General features: G+C 31.5%; 20 protein-coding genes and 1 tRNA gene. 13 read left to right on the top strand and 8 right to left on the bottom strand.

Annotated features, from left to right (window positions below; genetic code table 11):
- The first annotated feature begins 42 nt into the window (after positions 1–42).
- From B0A68_RS01875 to B0A68_RS01835, 9 genes are all read left to right on the top strand, one after another.
- Positions 43–486 (top strand): hypothetical protein, encoded by a 444-nt coding sequence (locus B0A68_RS01875; RefSeq protein ID WP_035685211.1) that lies wholly within the window; start codon positions 43–45, stop codon positions 484–486.
- A 36-nt stretch (positions 487–522) separates the two neighbouring features.
- The gene (gene lgt, locus B0A68_RS01870; protein WP_035685213.1) at positions 523–1356 is read left to right on the top strand and encodes a prolipoprotein diacylglyceryl transferase; all 834 of its coding nucleotides are present in this window, start codon (positions 523–525) and stop codon (positions 1354–1356) included.
- Positions 1349–1774 (top strand): cytochrome c oxidase assembly factor Coa1 family protein, encoded by a 426-nt coding sequence (locus tag B0A68_RS01865; RefSeq protein ID WP_035685217.1) that lies wholly within the window; start codon positions 1349–1351, stop codon positions 1772–1774. Before lgt ends, B0A68_RS01865 begins: the two co-directional genes overlap by 8 nt.
- A 160-nt stretch (positions 1775–1934) precedes the next feature.
- Positions 1935–2492, top strand: a complete 558-nt coding sequence (locus B0A68_RS01860) for a DUF4494 domain-containing protein (RefSeq protein ID WP_035685219.1) — start codon at positions 1935–1937, stop codon at positions 2490–2492.
- Positions 2493–2600: 108 nt separating this feature from the next.
- The gene (locus B0A68_RS01855; RefSeq protein WP_035685223.1) at positions 2601–4127 is read left to right on the top strand and encodes an ArnT family glycosyltransferase; all 1527 of its coding nucleotides are present in this window, start codon (positions 2601–2603) and stop codon (positions 4125–4127) included.
- On the top strand, positions 4124–4651 hold the full coding sequence (locus B0A68_RS01850) for a DUF4269 domain-containing protein (RefSeq protein WP_035685225.1): 528 nt from the start codon (positions 4124–4126) through the stop codon (positions 4649–4651). The genes B0A68_RS01855 and B0A68_RS01850 overlap by 4 nt, the downstream gene beginning before the upstream one ends.
- Before the next feature lie 126 nt (positions 4652–4777).
- Positions 4778–4850, top strand: a tRNA-Met gene (locus B0A68_RS01845).
- A gap of 96 nt (positions 4851–4946) precedes the next feature.
- Positions 4947–6041 carry a Ppx/GppA phosphatase family protein gene (locus B0A68_RS01840; protein ID WP_035685229.1) on the top strand — a complete coding sequence of 365 codons (1095 nt, stop codon included), beginning with the start codon at positions 4947–4949 and terminating at the stop codon, positions 6039–6041.
- Positions 6042–6170: 129 nt separating this feature from the next.
- Positions 6171–6611, top strand: coding sequence for a hypothetical protein (locus B0A68_RS01835; RefSeq protein WP_051892652.1), 441 nt, complete (start codon positions 6171–6173; stop codon positions 6609–6611).
- A 75-nt stretch (positions 6612–6686) separates the two neighbouring features.
- Here the strand turns inward: B0A68_RS01835 and B0A68_RS01830 are convergent, their stop codons facing one another.
- Positions 6687–6992, bottom strand: a complete 306-nt coding sequence (locus tag B0A68_RS01830; protein WP_035685232.1) for a hypothetical protein — start codon at positions 6990–6992, stop codon at positions 6687–6689.
- Between the two features lie 231 nt (positions 6993–7223).
- Between B0A68_RS01830 and B0A68_RS01825 the strand changes: the two genes are divergently transcribed.
- Together B0A68_RS01825 and B0A68_RS01820 are read left to right on the top strand one after the other, a co-directional pair.
- Positions 7224–7712 (top strand): DUF1761 domain-containing protein, encoded by a 489-nt coding sequence (locus B0A68_RS01825; RefSeq protein ID WP_035685236.1) that lies wholly within the window; start codon positions 7224–7226, stop codon positions 7710–7712.
- Between the two features lie 117 nt (positions 7713–7829).
- Entirely contained in the window at positions 7830–8975 is a 1146-nt protein-coding gene (locus tag B0A68_RS01820; RefSeq protein WP_035685239.1) for a GNAT family protein, read from the top strand.
- A gap of 39 nt (positions 8976–9014) precedes the next feature.
- Here the strand turns inward: B0A68_RS01820 and B0A68_RS01815 are convergent, their stop codons facing one another.
- From B0A68_RS01815 to B0A68_RS01805, 3 genes are all read right to left on the bottom strand, one after another.
- A complete protein-coding gene (locus B0A68_RS01815; protein WP_123947465.1) occupies positions 9015–10403 on the bottom strand; it encodes a hypothetical protein in 1389 nt (462 codons plus the stop codon).
- Positions 10404–10421: 18 nt separating this feature from the next.
- Positions 10422–11327 carry a hypothetical protein gene (locus B0A68_RS01810; protein ID WP_035685245.1) on the bottom strand — a complete coding sequence of 302 codons (906 nt, stop codon included), beginning with the start codon at positions 11325–11327 and terminating at the stop codon, positions 10422–10424.
- 67 nt (positions 11328–11394) lie between these two features.
- Complete coding sequence (locus B0A68_RS01805; RefSeq protein WP_035688216.1) at positions 11395–12264, bottom strand: diacylglycerol/lipid kinase family protein; 870 nt, start codon at positions 12262–12264, stop codon at positions 11395–11397.
- 63 nt (positions 12265–12327) lie between these two features.
- Between B0A68_RS01805 and B0A68_RS01800 the strand changes: the two genes are divergently transcribed.
- Positions 12328–13290, top strand: coding sequence for an App1 family protein (locus tag B0A68_RS01800; protein WP_035685248.1), 963 nt, complete (start codon positions 12328–12330; stop codon positions 13288–13290).
- 64 nt (positions 13291–13354) lie between these two features.
- Here B0A68_RS01800 and B0A68_RS01795 read toward each other — a convergent pair whose 3' ends face one another.
- Positions 13355–15268, bottom strand: coding sequence for an ABC-F family ATP-binding cassette domain-containing protein (locus B0A68_RS01795; RefSeq protein ID WP_035685251.1), 1914 nt, complete (start codon positions 15266–15268; stop codon positions 13355–13357).
- Positions 15269–15675: 407 nt separating this feature from the next.
- On the opposite strand from B0A68_RS01795, the gene B0A68_RS01790 reads away from it, so the two are divergent.
- Positions 15676–16071: a DUF983 domain-containing protein gene (locus B0A68_RS01790; protein WP_035685254.1), complete on the top strand. Its 396-nt coding sequence runs from the start codon at positions 15676–15678 to the stop codon at positions 16069–16071.
- 6 nt (positions 16072–16077) lie between these two features.
- Here B0A68_RS01790 and B0A68_RS01785 read toward each other — a convergent pair whose 3' ends face one another.
- From B0A68_RS01785 to porN (B0A68_RS01775), 3 genes are all read right to left on the bottom strand, one after another.
- On the bottom strand, positions 16078–17127 hold the full coding sequence (locus B0A68_RS01785) for an NAD(P)/FAD-dependent oxidoreductase (RefSeq protein WP_035685257.1): 1050 nt from the start codon (positions 17125–17127) through the stop codon (positions 16078–16080).
- A gap of 74 nt (positions 17128–17201) precedes the next feature.
- Complete coding sequence (gene porN, locus B0A68_RS01780; RefSeq protein WP_035685260.1) at positions 17202–18191, bottom strand: type IX secretion system ring subunit PorN/GldN; 990 nt, start codon at positions 18189–18191, stop codon at positions 17202–17204.
- A gap of 180 nt (positions 18192–18371) precedes the next feature.
- Entirely contained in the window at positions 18372–19361 is a 990-nt protein-coding gene (gene porN, locus B0A68_RS01775) for a type IX secretion system ring subunit PorN/GldN (RefSeq protein ID WP_035685263.1), read from the bottom strand.
- Positions 19362–19391 lie beyond the last annotated feature (30 nt).

Genomic DNA, 19391 nt, shown 5'->3' with positions numbered 1-19391 from the left:
ATATTAGCACTGTAATAAATCAAAAAAAACTACAAACAACCTATGAAAAAAATATTTTTGTCACTTGTATTTCTTTATTCAATATCAGGTTTTACTCAGGAAAAACTAAGCCTTTCAGCGGAACAAAAAACCAATATTTCTAAAATTGCCAAAACCTGGGTTGAAGAATTAGCTAAAGCTGAAAATTTAGACAAAATAACTGAAATTTCGGATGTACCTTTTGCTTTGGACAGAAAAAAAGTATTGACAAAAACTGCTGATCTTAAAGCATTTTATAGTTCGGTTTTTAAAAATAAAGGAAAAAGAAATTTTCCGAAATTAAGAATCCAAATATTAGACTATAAAGCTGAAATTTTAGAACAGTATATCCCAATATCAGTTGCAAAAGTTGCTGTATATATTGGTGAAGATGAACATTCTGATGCAGTTGTTTTATGCATTTTAATTAAAAACGACACTTACAAAGTTATTGGTTTTAGTGACTAAACATTCAAACAACTAATTGCAATCAGAAATAAAACCATGACACAATTATACATCAATTGGGATTTTGACTCAGAAATCATTTCACTTTTCGGAATTCCGTTAAAATTTTACGGACTCTTGTTTGCTACAGGTCTCCTGTTATGCATGTATGTTCTCAAAGGTATTTTTAAAGCCGAAAACTTAAGCAGAGAAGCACACGAAGCACTGCTTATTTACGGCGTAATCGGAATATTTGCAGGTGCAAGATTGGCACATTGCTTTTTTTATGACTTCGAATATTATTCTCAAAACCTCTTAGAAATTTTTTTACCAATAAAAAAAACACTTAACGGAGGCTACCAATTTGTTGGATACGCTGGTCTGGCAAGTCATGGCGGAACAGTGGGTTTAATAATTGCACTTTATTTGTATTCAAAAAAATATCAAATAAAATATTTTAAAATACTAGATTTAATTGCCGTTGCAGCACCTCTTGGCGCAGCATTTATACGACTGGCAAACCTGATGAATTCTGAAATGATCGGCAATCCAACCACAATGCCTTGGGCGTTTGTTTTTAAACGTATAGACAATATTCCGCGGCATCCGGCACAACTTTACGAAGCCATTTCGTATTTCATCATTTTCGCAGTTATCCTTACCATTTACAAAAGAAAAAATATACCATTAGGAAATGGATTTTACTTTGGTTTGTGCATCGCATTAATTTTTACAATGAGAATTTTAATAGAATTCTTCAAAATAAACCAAGTTGACTTTGAAGAAGGAATGTTATTAAATATGGGACAAATTCTAAGCATTCCGTTTATAATTATCGGATTGTATTTTGTTAGTATAAATTTAAAAAAACAATCCAGCCAAAATGGATAACGAATTAATTACAGAAAAAAACTGGTGGCAAAGAAACTGGAAATGGCTACTGCCATTATCTGCCGTTCTATTGTTTTTTACTTTCTTAATCACTTTTAACTTTAATAATTTAGGGGATTTAGCTCAATCTTACACCGACTCTTCTCTTTATCAGAATGCAATTAACATAGCAAATAAAAATGATGAGGTAAAAGCACATTTAGGAAAACTGGATCCTGTTGATAAAATCGCTGTTTTAGAAGGAAGCTCTACTTATTCTAATGATAAAAGCAAAGTAAATATCACTTTTAGAGTTTCTGGAAAAAAACAAAACGGGAAAATGGATTTAACCGCTGAGAAAAATGGCAAAAATTGGGAATACAAAAAAATCAGCATTCGACTAAAGAAAAATGCCGGCACAATAAAAGTTTTAGAATAATTGCTATCTATTGTCCTAAAAAATAACAAGTTGACCTAGCTTATCTGCAAACATTTTACACACCAAAAAAAATCATTGAAATTGTGAATATCTATTTAGGCAATTTACAGATTTATTTTCCGTTAAAATCTATCTTTGGCATCCTTAAAATAATAGAGAAATGAGCGCAACTTGGTACGAATGCAAAGTAAAATATAGAAAAACCGATGAAACTGGCGGACAAAAAGTATTAACAGAACCTTATTTGGTTGATGCTATATCTTATACAGAAGCAGAAAGCAGAATCAACGAAGAAATGGCAGCTTTTATTAGTGAAGAATTTAAAATTACTAATATAAAAGTGGCAAATTATGCAGAGATTCATCCTTTTGAAAATGCAGATCGCTGGTTTAAATCTAAAGTTTCTTTATTGGCTTACGATGAAGAAAGCGGTAAAGAACGCAAATCAAACATGTATTTGCTGGTACAAGCCAATGATGTTCGAGAAGCATATGACAATACTCTTAATGTAATGCAGAATACAATGGGAGAATATTCTATTCCGGCAATTTCTGAGTCTCCAATTATGGACGTTTTCCCTTATTTTAGCGGAGAAGAAGGAGAGTTAGAACAATTAGAAAGATTTAATGCACTTAAAGCTTCTAAACCAGAAACAGAGCAATGGGCAGAAAATCAAGACTTAGCAAAAGCGGATGCTCTTACAGATGTAGATGCTTAATATTTAAAAATATCGTTACAAAGCCATTCAGAAATGAGTGGCTTTTTTTATTTACAGCTGCATAATAAATTTTAAATCCTATATTAGCTTTGCCAAAACAACCACAAAATGACCAGAAAAACATTAATCTTAATCGGATTTATAATTCTCAAATTTGCTCTGCAATATGCATTAATTAGTCCGGAATACGATCTTCAAAGAGACGAATATCTTCATCTTGACCAAGCTCATCATCTCGCTTGGGGTTATTTATCTGTTCCTCCCGTAACTTCCTGGATTTCTTATATTATTCTGCTCCTCGGAAATTCAGTTTTCTGGATTAGATTTTTTCCCGCGCTTTTTGGAGCTCTGACACTTTTAGTGGTCTGGAAAACTATAGAAACTCTAAAAGGAAATTTGTACGCTCTTATTCTCGGCGCAGTTTGCATATTGTTTTCGTCTCTTCTGCGAATTAATATGCTGTATCAGCCCAATTCGTTGGATGTATTATGCTGGACAGGATTTTATTATGTTCTCATTTTATATATCAATTCTGAAAACACGAAATGGTTCTTTGCCGGAGCTGTTGTGTTTGCTTTTGGAATGCTTAATAAATATAATATCCTTTTTCTTCTTATCGGTCTTCTGCCCGCTCTCTTACTTTCTAACCAAAGAAAAATACTCGCAGAAAAAAAACTTTACTTTGCCCTCATTTTAGGTTTAATACTCATTTTACCAAATTTATTGTGGCAGTACAACAATCAATTCCCGATTGTACACCATATGAAAGAATTGGCAGAAACTCAATTGGTAAATGTAGATCGTTTGGGCTTTTTAAAAGAACAGCTGTTGTTTTTTATAGGTTCGTTTCTAGTAATTCTTTCTGCCTTATATGCTTTATTGTTTTACAAGCCTTTTGCAAAATATAAACTTTTCTTTTGGTCCATAATTTTTACACTTATCGTTTTTATATACTTCAAGGCAAAGGCTTATTATGCAATCGGGCTCTACCCTATTTATATCGCTTTTGGATCTGTTTTTCTATCTGAAATTTTAAAAACAGGCTGGAAACGATATCTAAAACCTGTATTAATTGTACTCCCGATATTATTTTTTATTCCGATGTACAACTTGTTTTTCCCGAATAAAAGCCCCGAATACATTTTACAGCATCCTGAAAAATATAAAAAACTGGGCATGCTGCGATGGGAAGATGGAAAAGATCATAACCTGCCGCAAGATTTTGCAGATATGCTGGGATGGAAAGAACTTGCACGAAAAACAGATTCTGTTTACAGTCTGCTTCCTAATCAAGAAAAAACATTGGTGCTCTGCGACAATTACGGACAAGCCGGAGCTATTAATTATTATTCGAAAAAAGGCATAAAAGCAGTTTCATTTAATGCTGATTACGTTAATTGGTTTGATCTTAATATTAAGTACAAAAATCTTATTCGAGTTAAGGAATTTGAGGAAAACAGCGGAGAATTTAAAGAAACAAGCCCCTACTTTGCAACCGGTATAATCGCTGGAGAGATCACAAATAAAAATGCAAGAGAATACAAAGCCACGATTTTTGTTTTTACAGGCGCCAAAGTTAATATCAATAAAAAAATAGAAAACGAAATTAGAGAAACCAAAAACTATCAAAAATGATAGATTTTAGCACTATAGAATATCTTCAAAATGGAAATCAGAAACAGATTCGGGCGTATGAAGTTTTAACTAAAAATAATATTATATCAAGCATTAGTGCCTTTGATCCAATTTTGGCTGGCACAATTCCGATAAATATTGATATCGAAAACAGCGATCTTGATATTATTTGCTATTGGAAAGATAAAACGGCTTTTATAGAAAAACTAAAATCAGCGTTTGGAAATAAAACAGAATTCAAAATTTGGGAAACCTTAATAGATCATCAGAAATGTGTTGTTGCAAATTTTAGAATTGAAGATTTTGAAATCGAAATTTTTGGACAGAATATTCCAAGTAAAAATCAAAATGCATACAAGCATATGATTATTGAATATCAAATTTTACAATCAAAAGATGAAAGTTTCAGGCAAGAAATCATCCGGCTCAAACAAATGGGATACAAAACTGAGCCTGCTTTTGGTCAATTATTGGGTTTAAAAGGAGATCCTTATTCCGAATTATTAGCTTTTAAATTTAAATAATTAAGAAATAAAATTTACAAACACTTAATATACAAAAAGTTACACTTCAATATCAGTGCTTTTTAAAATAATATAGAAATTTCTTTGCATAACCGTATTTAGTGTGTATCTTTGCACCCGAAACATCGCGGGATAGAGCAGTAGGCAGCTCGTCGGGCTCATAACCCGAAGGTCACAGGTTCGAGTCCTGTTCCCGCTACTAAGACAAAGCTTCAGAGAAATCTGGAGCTTTTTTTTAATTAAATACCACATTATAGCTAATATTCTTCAAATTATATTATAATAATTAAATACCATGCTTAAAAAAAACAAACCCCAAATTTTACTTTATATTCTTTTAAGTTTATTTTTTTCCATCAATATATTTTCTCAAAAAAGTATTTATGCTGGAATTGAAATCGGCCGACGAGCAATAAAAATTTCAGTTCTGGACGTAAGTAACATCAAAAAAGCCGATTATAAAATTCTATACTTTGCGACTGAGAGAATTAATTTTGCCGAACATATTTCTACTAATGGCGAACTTACTCAAGATGACATCAATAAAACTGGTACTACAGTTATTGATCAATTGAAAAAAATAAGAACTGATTTTAAAATTCTGGAAGAAAATATCTTTATTGTAGCTGCTCCAGTTTTCTCTTCTGCCCGCAACGTTGATGCTTTAAGAAACAGAATCACTTCACTAACCAATAAAGATGTTGAGGTTCTTAATGTAAACGAAGAAGCCAAAACCTTAGTTAAAGGTGCTATTCCGCCAGTTGATTATTCAAACGCTTTCCTGCTTGACATTGGTGCTCAAACTACAAAAGGCGGCTATATTGATGAACTTGAAGATAACAAATTAGAATTTATTCCATTAGAACTTGATTTCGGTACAATGACACTTACCGATGCTGTAAAGAAAACAGTTGCAAATCCAAGTCAGGTTAATGATATGTCTACTTATCAGGAAAAGTCTTTTGATTTTAACCCTGTTTTGCGTAAGAAAATAAAAGAAATGCTGGATGCAAATCCTCTTTTATTAAAAAAAGATAAAATGTATTTATCTGGTGGAGCTGTCTGGGCATTTTCTACTCTATATTATAATGAAAATGTAAAAGAGCATTATGTTACTTTGAGTTTAGATGACGTTATTGACTATGATGCAGTTCTTAAAAACAACTTCAATAAGTATAATACACTTGCAAAAACCAATAAAGAAGCTGCCAGAGTGTTAAGCACATACGACCAGAAATACTTAATTTCTGCAAATAACATATTGTTATCGTGTCTGGAAAGCATTCCAAATTTAAAAACAAAAAAAATATACTTTGTAAAAGAAGGACAAGTTACTTGGCTGATCTCATATATTGCAGATCGTTCTAAAAAAGTAAATACCAATTTTTAAAGAATCCCTAATTACTCCTAAAGGCATATTTGCTTTTTAAGTATTTGCATACAGCCTGAGAAATCTATACTTCTCAGGCTTTTTTTATTGCATAAACTTACCTTTATTTGCAGTAAAACATAATATAAAATGGAACCAAAAGTATACATCTTCGGAAATGGAAATCTTTCCTTTAATGATTTTCTGCACTATTATCAAAGTCCTATAAATAAGCTTTTACAATTAGAAAATGTACATTTTATATTATGTGATTTTAGAGGTGTCGATACCTTAACAATGGAACTCCTTAAATGCGCCACGGCAAATGTTACCGTTTTACACATAGGAGAAAAACCAAGATATACTCCAGACAAGTACAAAACAAAAGTAAGCCAGTGGAATTTTATTGGAGGATTTGAATCCGATTCAGAAAGAGACATTACAGCTATTGATATGTGCACGCATTTTCTCGCTTACGACATTAATTCTAATGAAAAAAGAAAGAGCGGTACTCTGACCAATATTGAAAATTGCTTACAACAAAACAAAACAGCTGTAGAAAACACTAAAAGCAAAGAAGAAATAGATTGATTGATTCATTTTCGACAAAAAAAAAGACTGTTTCCAAAATCTGGAACAGTCTTTTTTTTATTGTAATGACAAGGTTTACGCTCTAAACAAAGCGTATTTATTATAATTAAATAAAACCAAATCATACGGAACAGCAAGTGGTGCAATTTTTTCTGAAGAAGCTTCAAAAGTTATTCCGTTATGTTTTCTAAACAAATAGATTTCTTTTAGGCAGTTTGACAAACTTTGATGAATTTCTGTTGTAAAAGTTGGTAATTGTTTATCACCAACTAATAAATCAATCTGATAATTAGAACTGCTTTTAGAAAGGTTGTTTCCTATAATTCGTAATGTAAACGTCGTAGATTTTCCGTGTTGTTTACCTTGATATTTTATAACCATGATATAGATATTTAGCGTTTATAATTTATGCCTCAAATATATTCAACTTTTAGTAATACCGAATACTTTAATAAAGTTATTAAAAAAATATCTTTTATACGAAAATTTCAATTTCAATTAACTCAAAATAACAATAAGTGCAATTAAATAACATTTTGTCTCTTTAAAACTAAATATTATTATGTGCTTTTTTTGATTAAATTTGAATAACTAATCTAAAAACCTGATATTATGCAAATTAACTTTATTTCGTTTTTCGCCGCCGCAATCGTAACGCTTTTTGTCGGCTTTGTTTGGTACCATCCAAAAGTCTTTGGAACAATCTGGATGAGAGAAAATAATTTTACCGAAGAAGATCTTAGAAAAGGAAATATGCTGAAAATTTTCGGACTGACGTATATTTTTTCTGTAATGATTTCGATGACACTTTTATCTTTAACCGTTCATCAGTCTGGCGCTGTGAGCATGGTTGGCGGACCGCCGGCTTTAGAAAGTGCAAAACCTTCTTTTAAAGCCTTTATGGATGATTACGGATTACTATATCGCACTTTTAAACACGGAGCACTTCACGGTTTTCTGTCGGGCTTATTCTTTGCTTTTCCGATTATCGGAATCAATGGTTTATTCGAAAGAAAATCCTGGAAATATATATTTATTCATGCCGGATTCTGGATAGTAAGTTTAGCTTTAATGGGCGGAATTATCTGCCAATTTGCTTAAATAAATGGCAATGAAACCCGTTTGAAAACAAAATCAAACGGGTTTTTCTTAATAATAACTTAAACCTGAGAAGTTATTGTAATTATTATCTAATTTTGAAGAAATTAGCTCTCACTCTTGAATACAAATTACTCTTTTCAAATATATAAAAGCGCTTCGTTACTTCCTGTAGAATGGAATTTGCTGGCGGTAAATAATATTTTTTTAACACGCGAATATCTCGAGGTTCTGGAAAACTCTTGTCCGGTAAATATGATTTGTCATTTTATTGGAATTTTTGACGAAACTAAACTGATCGGAATTGTTCTGACTCAATTTTTATTTGCAGAAAAGCTGGAATCTTTTGGCGAACGCGATCAATGCTTAAAAACTTCTGTTCGAAATTTTGCGCTTAAAAATTTTGCTTCGCACGTTTTATTCGTTGGTAATAATATGCTTACGGGACAAAATGCCTTTGCTTTGGATGAAAGTGCAAAAGAATCAAAAGCAATAAAAACACTTCACAAAGCAATCAATCAGCTCAAAAAAGATTTAAAAGAAAACGGGAAAAAGGTTCATATAACAAGCATAAAAGATTTTACAGCCAAAGAAATCGAGCCATTGCAAGCTGAATTCAAAAACAATTATACTTTTTCGACACAGCCCAATATGGTTTTTGAAATTAATGAAAACTGGAAATCACAACAAGATTACGTTGATGCTTTGTCAAAAAAATATCGCGATCAATATAAACGCGCGCAAAAAAAATCAGAAGGAATCGTAAAACAAAAAATGTCTTTATCTGATATTAGAAAATATGAAGATACAATTTACGAGTTATACTTTCACGTGGCTAAAAATGCCCCGTTTAACACTTTTTTCTTAGCCCGAAATCACTTTAGCTTTTTTAAAGAAATCATGAAAGATGATTTCTTATTGTACGGTTATTTTATAGATGAAAAGCTAATTGGATTTAATACCCTGATTAAAAATGGAGATGTAATGGACACCTATTTTTTAGGATATGACGAAAGTGTCCAACGCGAAAAAATGCTTTATCTAAACATGTTGTACGACATGATTGCCTACTCTATCAAAAAAGGTTTTAAACAAATTGTTTTTGCAAGAACAGCGCTGGAAATCAAGAGCTCTGTTGGCGCAAAACCGGTAAAAATGTATGGTTTAATTACGCACAGCAATGCCTTGATCAATCATAATATTGCTCGATTTTTTAATTATTTAGAACCAAAAACAGAATGGCAGGAAAGAAATCCGTTTAAATAATTAAATCTATTATTATACCAAATCAAATAGGTCTTCTATTTATAAATCATCAAATAAAATTCCCTTTTTATTCATCCAGCCTTCGGTACGATTCCTTTTTTTGTATCTTATATAATTATAACTGAAAAAATCAATAGAAGTAAAACGCATAGTATTTACCTTAAAATCTTTATCATAAAAATCCATTTGATTGCTTTTGTTTAAAATTACAAAACCATTTAATAAATAAATCTTATTGTATTTTATAGGTACTATTTCCTTTAAAGTGATTGTATCATTTTTTTGATTAAAAGAATAAAGTCCTTCCTTTTTATTTTTTATCAATATCACTCGATCATCAAAACCTCCATTCACAGAATAATCCATAGTCTTTCTCCGGCTTACAAAAAGCAGTGAATCAAATTTTATTTTAGAGTCAATAAAAATATTTTTAGGCTGTGATGTATAACCATAAGTCATTTCCGCATTAACAATTTCCCTAATTCTATTCCTTTTTATACTTAATGAATAGTTTGTAACCGTTCCACAGCCAAAAGGTATGTATATGTCGAATGCAGTGGCAAAAAGACGAGTGTCAATTTTTTTAATTTGGTTTTCTGTCAAAATCTCAATATTCTGATCGTCTTGATAAATGTCACGGTAAGTAAAAGTGCTGTCTAATACAAAATCAGAATTGTAGAATTTTACAGTCTTATCATCGATAGTAATAAAATGTTTGTCATCGTAATATTTCAAAGGTAAGTCATCTAAAATCTTTTGATTGCCCTTAAAAACCGCATAATTTTCGCCTTTTTTTATTTTAAGAGTATATTTTCCTATTTCGAAATATCCTGTTTTCATATTAACAGCATCTTTATCCTTTATAGAAAACGCAACACTTTTATCATTGTAATAACTTTGTAATCCCAGAAAGCTTGTTTTTATCTCATTATCTTTTTTGTAAATCAAACCTAGCTGTGAAGACCAATAAATAATTTTATTATTGGCCATGATTATCTTATGAATTTCATCTTCTTTTTCATTTTCTACTTCCCAAACCTTGTTCTTTCTAATTACTTTACAAACCAAAACACTATCATTTTTCAAAAAATAAAATTGTTTCAAGTTAGGCTGATTTACAAAGTAAACTTTCTCGCTAAACTCCTTTGACAAATCAAAATCACTATTCAAATCAGAGAGTTTTATCTGATTCATACTGCCATAATATTTTTTGTCTATAGAATCTACTTTTTCTGTAGCATAAATATGCAATCTATTACCACTAAAATAACCACGACTTTGAGTAAATCCCTTTTTTTCAATTTTATAAAAATAAAGCATGTTACTATTAACTTGGCAATAATCGTAGTTTGTAATGTCGGTAACTTTGTTTTGTGCATTCATAATTGTCACAAAAACAAATAGAATTAAGAGAAGTTTCTTTTTCATGAAGCGTAATATTATCGGCTAATCTTCTTGTGCTGCATTTTGAATTAATGTCTGTATAATCCCTATTCTTTCTTTAGGAGTTATTTCATCAGATAATTTGCCTTTTAACTTCCCAATTACACTATCATCCATAAAATTAGTATTTGTAGCCCTTTCGTATGCCTCGCTAAAATCATAGGAACTAAAATACTCGTCTTCATTTTGGTTTAAAAAGCCTTTCATTTTATTAATATAAAATTGTTTTACTTCTTCGGGAAATTTTTTTGAAATCAATTCATAATATCTTTCATTTCCCTCCAAAAAATTATCTTTCGCCAAGATTAATTGTTTTTCAGTTAAAACTAAAGTATCTGATTTTAAAAATTTTACTTGCCTATAATAATTTATAAAGTCAGAATTAGGTAAATCTTTACACTTCAAATAATAGTCAATACTTTTTTCATAACGTTCCTCTGGCGATTTTGACTTTTCAATTTCTTTTACCTTTTTTATTTTCTCAATTATATTTTTCCAGTCAAAATCACTTTTAAAAAGATGTGCCAATAGTGTCAGCTTCTTTTTTTCTTTTTTAAAAAACAATATCCCATAATATTTTCTATTAGAATCTATGCTTTCCGCAATGCCCATGCAACCGCCGCCATTTATCATATTGCTATCATAATAGTCATTTTCACTTTGAGGGCAAAAAATTTCTTTATCTATAAATTTAATATTGGAGTCGTTTTTTAGGATTTCCTCATAATTATTTACCTTAATAAATCCCGCTTTAGAATGATCATTAATATACTTATTACCATAATCAAAATCTGAAGATTCGACAAAAAGGATTAAATTGCTATTCATTGTCAAATTTCTCAAATCAATATTTTGAGAATGTATTACACTTTGAATCAGAATAAAAAGCGCGAAAAATATTTTTTTCATTATTAAAAAATATAGGAAAGGTATATTATAAAAAACTAAAATTCATTTTTAAATTAAAACTTCATTTTTAAGGCACTGCAATTTTCATCTGTTTATGCAGAATATGAATTTCTAAATTACTTTGGGCACCGCAATATTCCCCGTCAATTTGAAAACTTACCGGATAATCTGTCTTTATATCAGCTTTGTCTGTCGAAATAATAACAACATCATCAGAATCAATTGGCATGTTGCCTGTTATAATCTTTCCGATTAATAGCAAATCTAAATTTTTTAGAATCACCAGCTCAAATTTCCCATCATTCATTGCTCCATTCGGATTAATGATTACGCCTGTTCCATATTTTTGAGAATTGGCAATTACGATCATTCTGGCTACATATTCAACAGTTTTATTATTTGCCGAAATCGTAGCTGTAAATGGCTCGTTAGATTCTTTTAGGGTTGTATATGCTTGCAAGGCATAGCCCCAAATGCCTCTAACGTCGCTTTGTTCGTAATTTTTTACCAAATCGGCATTGAGACCAATATCACTTAAATGAATGCTTTTTTTGCCATTAATACAGATCATATCCATTTCTATATAATGATGAAGAAAAGCAATTTTTAAATTTTCTTCTATCGCAGCCGGGAGATTCAAATCAACCGAAAGTCCATTTGCAGAGCCTGCAGGCAGAATTCCGATAACAATGTCGTAATCTTCTACTGCTTCGGCTACCATTTTTATGGTTCCGTCACCGCCGGCAACAATGATTCGCTCTGGCTTATATTGATTGTACAGCTTTTTTATTGCTGCTATATCACTTTTTCCTGTAGTTTCGTAAACCTCTAAATCAAAATGATTTGCAGCCGAAAATTCGCTTACTGTTTCAATCAAATCTGATTTATCCAAATCACCAGAAATAGGGTTTACAACAAATATGATGTTCTTTTTCAAAATTTTATTCTTAATACCAATTAATTTAATTAATTTACAACCTCCTATAAAAGTACGCAATTAATGAAACCAATACTACAATTATATCGAGGTTATGCAAATGAACAAGAATTAATTGTAATGGGACACGTTTTTAAACGAGATTACAATTATGATTTTCAGAAAAGAAGCTTCAAAAACGCAACTTCTGTAATAAATCAGTTTAGGATTAAGACGCTGAAAAATTTTGATATTTACTTAAAGTGCAAAGACCAGGAAATCCACACCAAAACACTGGATGATGGTTACTTTAAATTTTGCATTCCTCTGGAAAAAGAAACTAATTTTGGATGGATGGAATACCAAGTGAGCATGGTTTATGACAATGAAACCATTGTTGCAAAAGGCAGTTATATAAGGCCTCACAAAGGAAATCTCGGAATTATAACCGATATTGATGATACTTTTTTGATTTCGCACACGCATAATTTCTTCAAGAAAATATATGTACTCTTGTTTAAAAACGTAAATGACCGAAAAGTTTTTAAAGATGTTGTACCCCACTATCAGGCTTTAAGCTCGGCCGGAAGAAATAATAAAGACGAACAAAATGCTTTTTTTTACATTTCCAGCAGCGAATGGAATCTGTATCGTTTTATTGTGAAGTTTACCAAAATACACCAGCTGCCGAGGGCCGTTATTTTACTAAAAGATATTAAACGGGGAATTGCAGATTTTTTTATGAGCGGCAGAGGAAATCACGATCATAAATTTGACAAAATCAAACACGTTTTAGAGTTTTATCCCAATCTTAAATATGTTCTGCTTGGAGATGATTCGCAGCATGATCCTATTTTATATGAACGAATCTGTAAAATATTTCCGGTTACTGTAAAAGCTGTTTACATTAGACAGACAGGCAGAACCCAAAAAGAAAAGACAAAAGAAATTCTTAAAAACCTTGAGAATCTTGAAGTTTCGGTTTGCTATTTTAAAGATAGTAATGAAGCAATTATGCATTCAAAATCTATTGGAATTATCAAATAGATTTTTGGTTTCAGGTTTCAGGTTTCATGCTAATAATAACCTGAAACCTGAAGTCTAAAATTAATTACACATTAAAATTATCTATTTCTTCCTGAACAATTTCCCAATCTAAAAGCAATTGCTCTAAATCGGCTTTCTTTTTGTTATATGCAGTAAAGAATGAAGCATCTTCGATATGTTTATCATAATTTGATGCCAGCATTTTATCGTCGTGCTGAATGTCTTTTTCTAATTGTTTGATCTGACTTTCAACTTTACTTAATCTATTTTGAAGCGCTTTTCCCTTTTTCTGATCTTCGTAAGAAGTTTTGTTATTTTCTTTAGGAGCATTCGTTTTTGCAACGTCTTTTTTCTCTACCTCGCGCATGTTTTCCAGATTACGCTGTTCTAAGAAAAAGTTGATGTCACCTAAATATTCTTTAATTTTTTGATCTTTAAACTCATACACAATATTTGACATTCCCTGAAGAAAATCCCTGTCGTGAGAAACCAGCAATAAAGTGCCTCCAAATTTCTGAAGTGCCGCTTTTAGAACATTTTTAGATTTTATATCCAAGTGATTCGTAGGCTCATCCATCAGCAAAACATTGATTGGCTGTAATAAAAGTTTACAAAGTGCTAAACGATTACGCTCTCCTCCAGATAGTACTTTCACCTTTTTCTCTACATCGTCTCCGCGAAATAAAAATGAACCCAGCATATCACGCACTTTAGAGCGATTGGTATCTGTTGCTGCATCCTCCATTGTCTGAAGCAGTGTGATTTCACCATCAAGATATTCTGCCTGATTTTGAGCAAAGTATCCCAACTGAACATTGTGTCCCAATTTAATCGTTCCCTGATATTCAAATTCATTAACCAAAGCTTTAATAAAAGTCGATTTACCTTGCCCATTCTGACCCACAAAAGCAATTTTACTCCCGCGTTCTACAAGAAGACTAATATCTTTTAAAATTACATTATCGCCATAGCTTTTAGTAACCTTATCTGCTTCTACAACTACTTTTCCGGGTTCTTTTGAAACTGGAAATGATATATTCATAACCGAATTGTCATCTTCGTCAACTTCAATTCGCTCTACTTTATCTAATTTTTTAATCAAGGACTGCGCCATAGAAGCTTTAGAAGCTTTTGCACGAAATTTTTCGATTAATTTTTCTGTTTCTTCAATTTTTTTTGCTTGGTTCTTTTGGGTTGCCAATTGCTTTTCACGAATTTCATGACGCAATTCCAGATATTGAGAGTATGGTTTATTAAAATCATACGCTTTTCCTAATGAAATCTCAATTGTACGATTTGTTACATTATCCAAAAACATCTTATCGTGCGATACAATTACAACAACTCCTGGATAATTACGAAGAAAGCTTTCCAGCCAGATGATACTCTCGATATCTAAGTGGTTAGTAGGCTCATCCAGAAGTAATACATCGTTTGACTGTAATAACAATTTTGCCAATTCGATACGCATTCTCCATCCTCCGGAGAAAGTTTCGGTTTGGTTGTTAAAAACTTCTCTTTTAAAACCTAATCCTAAAAGAATTTTCTCTGTATCGCCTACATAATTATAACCGCCAAGAAGCTCAAAACGATGGGTGTAATCAGACAAATCTTCAATAATCTGACTGTATTCTTCGCTTTCATAATCGGTTCTGGTTACCAATTGATGATTGATTTCTTCTAATTTTTTTTCTACAACTTTAATATCAGTAAACGCCTCATACGCTTCTTCTAATACTGTTCTTCCTTGTTCAAAATCAATATCCTGACGCAAGAAACCCATTCGAATATCTTTTTCCTGAGAAATAACTCCTGAGTCAGGAGCAAAATCCCTTGCAAGCATTTTAAGCATTGTCGATTTACCTGCTCCGTTTTTACCAACAAGACCAACACGATCTCCTGCACCCAAACGAAAAGTTACTTCTTCAAATAAATAAGTTCCTCCAAAAGAAACCGACAGATTGTGTATATTAAGCATAATTTATTGACTATTGCTGTAAGATGTAATGGTTTAATAAACCATTGTTATTTATTAAATTAACGCAGAAATAAAAGCAAATTGAATCACTTTTTAGTTTACGTTTTGAAAGTGCAAAAGTATAACATTTAATTTAAGTTTCGACCCTCAAAAACGATAGCTTTTGTAATATTCTTAGAGCATCAATATTATTTTCAAAACCTTTTAGTTCAGGTCAGCAATTATAGGTCTATTAAAAATATAGAAAGGAAATTTTTAATAGTTATTTAAAAAAAAACACTAAAACATCAAGAGATTTTGATTCTGCAAAAACAAACTTAATCATTATCTTTACAGCTTAATTCTACAATAAATACGTGAGATTTAACTTATTTTAAATCTAGTGTTTTACAAATACAATCAAAATAATGTTTTCAAAAGGATCTAAAATTAAAAGTATATTTACAGGGAGCTGTCCACGATGCAATAACGAAAGCATGTATTCAGACACAAATCCGCTTCATTTGAACAAAGTTTTAAAAATGAATGACCATTGCAGTCACTGCGGATTAAAATACCTCATTGAACCTTCTTTCTTCTATGGCGCAATGTATGTAAGTTATGGATTGAATGTCGCTGTAGGAATAGCAGCATTTATAGTTTCCTTTGTCTTTTTTGGAACAACAATAGAACAATCTTTTTTAAGCATTATTGTCGTTTTAGTCCTTTTATTCCCTTTTGTTTTACGTCTTTCCCGAAACATCTATATAAATATGTTTGTTTCTTACGATCCTAATGCCGATCCAAAAGCAAAGGTTGAGTAAATAGTATTATTTTCTCTTTTTATAAAATCTGTTTATATCAACAACCGGATCCAATTCTGTTTTGTTTTCAATATAATAAAACAAATCTTTTGCCATTGCAGGTCCTAACATAACACCACGTGTACCTAAACCGTTTAATAAATGCAGTGATTTATGTACATTATGCGTACCAATAATGGGTCTGCGGTCACGTACTGTAGGCCTTACACCTCCAAAATGAGAAATAATTTCAAAATCACAATTGATAATTTCTTTGATTCGATCTACTAACTCACTTTTTCCTTCTTCCGTTGGCAGATCAGTTTTGTCTTTCCAGTTGTAAGTTGCTCCTACTTTAAACAAATCATTCCCAAGCGGCAGAATAAAGACACTTGTATTTACAATTACGTCCAAATTAAGTTCCGGAGACTTTATAATCAACAGTTCACCTTTTGTACCGTCAAGCGGAAGATCTTGAAAGAAAGGATTAGCGTGCAATCCAAATCCTTCAGCAAAAATTATATTTTTAGCTTGATAATCTTTGTATGATACATAATCACTATTGATAATAAGTTTAGAATAATCGAATGATTCTCTAAGAAGCACATTATTTTCGACTAAATATTGCTGGTATTGATCTAATAAAAGAGCTGTATCTACATAACCAGTATGCAATACCTCTCCATAATCATAAGGAGAATTAATTCCCGAAAACTTAGTAAAAATCAATTTAGTCGAAAGAAAAGGAGCAAGAAGCGGTTTATCTGAAGCGGCAAACCAATTATTCTGTTCTTCGATAGAGAAAAACTTTCTTAAAATCGGAAGTTTAAAATTTACCTTTGTCTGAATCTTTAGCTCTATGTTTTTGTAAAATTCTTCCATCAGAGCTAATTGCTCTTCGGCTTTCCAAACTTCACTAAAGCGCTTTAAAATAACTGGATTATACAAACCTCCGGCAACTCTAGAAGAAACCTGAGATTTATCATCTATAACTAAAATAGACTTATTGTTTTTTAAAGCAATTTCTGAAAATGAAATTCCTGCTAGTCCAGATCCGACAATTAAATAATCAATCATTTATAATAAGTAAAATGTAAAAAACTCTTACTTGCAAAGGTAGTAAGAGTTTTTTTTATAATATAATCGGCGTCTTAATAGTTCCACATATCCTGTTCAAAATTACGGATCTTCTCTTTTACTCTTTCAGATTCTAACAACTGATTTTGCGCATTATCTTTCATATAATCTTTGATCTCACGATCTCCGTACATATTTTCTTCTTTGTAAATAATCGCATTAAAACGTCTTGAATTTAAAATCTGATCAAATGAAATAGGAATGGCAGAATTAGTATCATTAAATGCTTTCGCTTCATGCAAAGATTCTCTTGCGTTTGGAAAGAAAACCCAGAATAATTCGATATAATCCTTTTCGTCACTATTCATCGTATAAACATCTGGAGTTACCGGACAGATTCCAAGTAAACGATATTTTAATTCACTCTGTCTCTTATCAAAATACCAATAACCTTTTATTTTATATTGAGACACATCAGCTGCAGTTAGATCCTGCTTCAAAATATATTCTGCAGGAACAGTTCTTGTTGGTCCAATCGTTTGATCGACATAAGAAACGACTTTCTTTTTACCTGTACCGGTCACTACTTTTTTCTTCACTACTCGTGTTTTATAGTCATCTGGGTATTGGTTAATCAGTTCTCTTCCTGCATCGGTTGTATCGACACGAGACAAAGATCCTTCGATATCTTTCATAGATTTTTTAGTATTGAAATAACTATCCGTATATACTTCAGTTATTTTACCTTTTCTGATGGCTTTTGTCAAAACATCATAAAGAGAGCGCCTGTCAGGGCCAATATTGGCAGTATCTACAGGATAATACATCGGAAAATTAATCTTTTCATTTAAATCGATAATTTCCCAAGTTGTTTTACCCATCAAGACATCTCTATCATCTACATAACCATAAGCCAACGGCTTATCATTATCCGAAATTTGCTGTGCAGCATTTTTACGGCCAATCTGATCAGCTGTTTTTGCATTAAGTAAATTAGATTGAGCCTTAGAAACAAAGCTTCCTACAGTAAAAACAACAATCACTAAAAATCTTCTCACTTTCATCATAATTCTTTTTATAACAAAGGTAACGCAGAATTTTTATTTTTATTGTATTTTTCCTACAATATTTAATATTACAATTGATTTATTACTATTTCAAAACAACTAGCAACTAATCTAAAAATAAAAAACTCTTACTACAAAAGCAGTAAGAGTTCTTTTTTTAATATGTAACAGTGGTTCTTAGTAGTTCCACATGTCTTGTTCGAAATTACGAATCTTTTCTTTTACTCTTTCAGATTCTAATAACTGATTTTGTGCATTATCTTTCATGTAATCTTTGATCTCACGATCTCCGTACAAGTTTTCTTCTTTGTAAAGAACTGCATTAAAACGTCTTGAATTTAAGATCTGATCAAATGAAATTGGAAGAGCAGAGTTGTTATCGTTAAAGGCTTTTGCTTCATGCAAAACTTCTCTTGCATTTGGGAAGAAAACCCAGAATAACTCAATATAATCTTTCTCATCACTATTCATTGTATAAACATCAGGAGTTACCGGACAGATTCCAAGTAAACGATATTTTAATTCACTTTGACGTTTATCAAAATACCAATATCCTTTAATTTTATACTGAGTTACATCAGCTGCTGTAAGGTCTTGTTTCAAAATATATTCAGCCGGAACAGTTCTGCTTGGCCCAACAGTTTCTTCAACATAAGAAACAACTTTCTTTTTACCAGTACCAGTAACTACTTTTTTCTTCACTACACGTGATTTATAGTCATCTGGGTATTGGTTAATAAGTTCTCTACCTGCATCTGTTGTATCGATACGAGATAACGATCCTTCGATGTCTTTCATAGATTTTTTAGTATTGAAATAACTGTCAGTATAAATTTCAGTTACTTTACCGTTTTTAACGGCTTTCGTCAAGACATCATAAAGAGAACGTCTATTAGAACCAATATTTGCTGTATCTACAGGAAAGTATAAAGGAAAGTTGATTTTTTCATTCAAATCGATAATCTCCCAAGTAGTTTTCCCCATCAAGACATCTCTATCATCTACATAACCGTAAGCCAATGGCTTATCGTTGTCTGAGATAAGTTGTGCAGGAGTCTTAAGTCCAATTTGTGCAGGTGTCTTCGCGTTAAGCAAATTAGATTGTGCATTAGAAGCAAAACCTCCAGCTATAGAAACAACGGCTATTAAAAAATTTCTTACTTTCATCGTGGTATCATTATAAGATATTGAAACGTA

The organism is Flavobacterium reichenbachii (assembly GCF_002217435.1).
Classification (GTDB): Bacteria; Bacteroidota; Bacteroidia; order Flavobacteriales; family Flavobacteriaceae; genus Flavobacterium; species Flavobacterium reichenbachii.
The sequence above is the reverse complement of the archived record's forward strand: the minus strand, read 5'-3'. Positions and strand labels throughout refer to the sequence as shown.

What these genes read in the sequence shown, in the direction of transcription:
- B0A68_RS01875 (WP_035685211.1), top strand. Translation starts at nt 43, where the DNA reads ATGAAAAAAATATTTTTGTCACTTGTATTTCTTTATTCAATATCAGGT.
- lgt (WP_035685213.1), top strand. Translation starts at nt 523, where the DNA reads ATGACACAATTATACATCAATTGGGATTTTGACTCAGAAATCATTTCA.
- B0A68_RS01865 (WP_035685217.1), top strand. Translation starts at nt 1,349, where the DNA reads ATGGATAACGAATTAATTACAGAAAAAAACTGGTGGCAAAGAAACTGG.
- B0A68_RS01860 (WP_035685219.1), top strand. Translation starts at nt 1,935, where the DNA reads ATGAGCGCAACTTGGTACGAATGCAAAGTAAAATATAGAAAAACCGAT.
- B0A68_RS01855 (WP_035685223.1), top strand. Translation starts at nt 2,601, where the DNA reads ATGACCAGAAAAACATTAATCTTAATCGGATTTATAATTCTCAAATTT.
- B0A68_RS01850 (WP_035685225.1), top strand. Translation starts at nt 4,124, where the DNA reads ATGATAGATTTTAGCACTATAGAATATCTTCAAAATGGAAATCAGAAA.
- B0A68_RS01840 (WP_035685229.1), top strand. Translation starts at nt 4,947, where the DNA reads ATGCTTAAAAAAAACAAACCCCAAATTTTACTTTATATTCTTTTAAGT.
- B0A68_RS01835 (WP_051892652.1), top strand. Translation starts at nt 6,171, where the DNA reads ATGGAACCAAAAGTATACATCTTCGGAAATGGAAATCTTTCCTTTAAT.
- B0A68_RS01830 (WP_035685232.1), bottom strand. Translation starts at nt 6,992, where the DNA reads ATGGTTATAAAATATCAAGGTAAACAACACGGAAAATCTACGACGTTT.
- B0A68_RS01825 (WP_035685236.1), top strand. Translation starts at nt 7,224, where the DNA reads ATGCAAATTAACTTTATTTCGTTTTTCGCCGCCGCAATCGTAACGCTT.
- B0A68_RS01815 (WP_123947465.1), bottom strand. Translation starts at nt 10,403, where the DNA reads ATGAAAAAGAAACTTCTCTTAATTCTATTTGTTTTTGTGACAATTATG.
- B0A68_RS01810 (WP_035685245.1), bottom strand. Translation starts at nt 11,327, where the DNA reads ATGAAAAAAATATTTTTCGCGCTTTTTATTCTGATTCAAAGTGTAATA.
- B0A68_RS01800 (WP_035685248.1), top strand. Translation starts at nt 12,328, where the DNA reads ATGAAACCAATACTACAATTATATCGAGGTTATGCAAATGAACAAGAA.
- B0A68_RS01795 (WP_035685251.1), bottom strand. Translation starts at nt 15,268, where the DNA reads ATGCTTAATATACACAATCTGTCGGTTTCTTTTGGAGGAACTTATTTA.
- B0A68_RS01790 (WP_035685254.1), top strand. Translation starts at nt 15,676, where the DNA reads ATGTTTTCAAAAGGATCTAAAATTAAAAGTATATTTACAGGGAGCTGT.
- B0A68_RS01785 (WP_035685257.1), bottom strand. Translation starts at nt 17,127, where the DNA reads ATGATTGATTATTTAATTGTCGGATCTGGACTAGCAGGAATTTCATTT.
- porN (WP_035685260.1), bottom strand. Translation starts at nt 18,191, where the DNA reads ATGAAAGTGAGAAGATTTTTAGTGATTGTTGTTTTTACTGTAGGAAGC.
- porN (WP_035685263.1), bottom strand. Translation starts at nt 19,361, where the DNA reads ATGAAAGTAAGAAATTTTTTAATAGCCGTTGTTTCTATAGCTGGAGGT.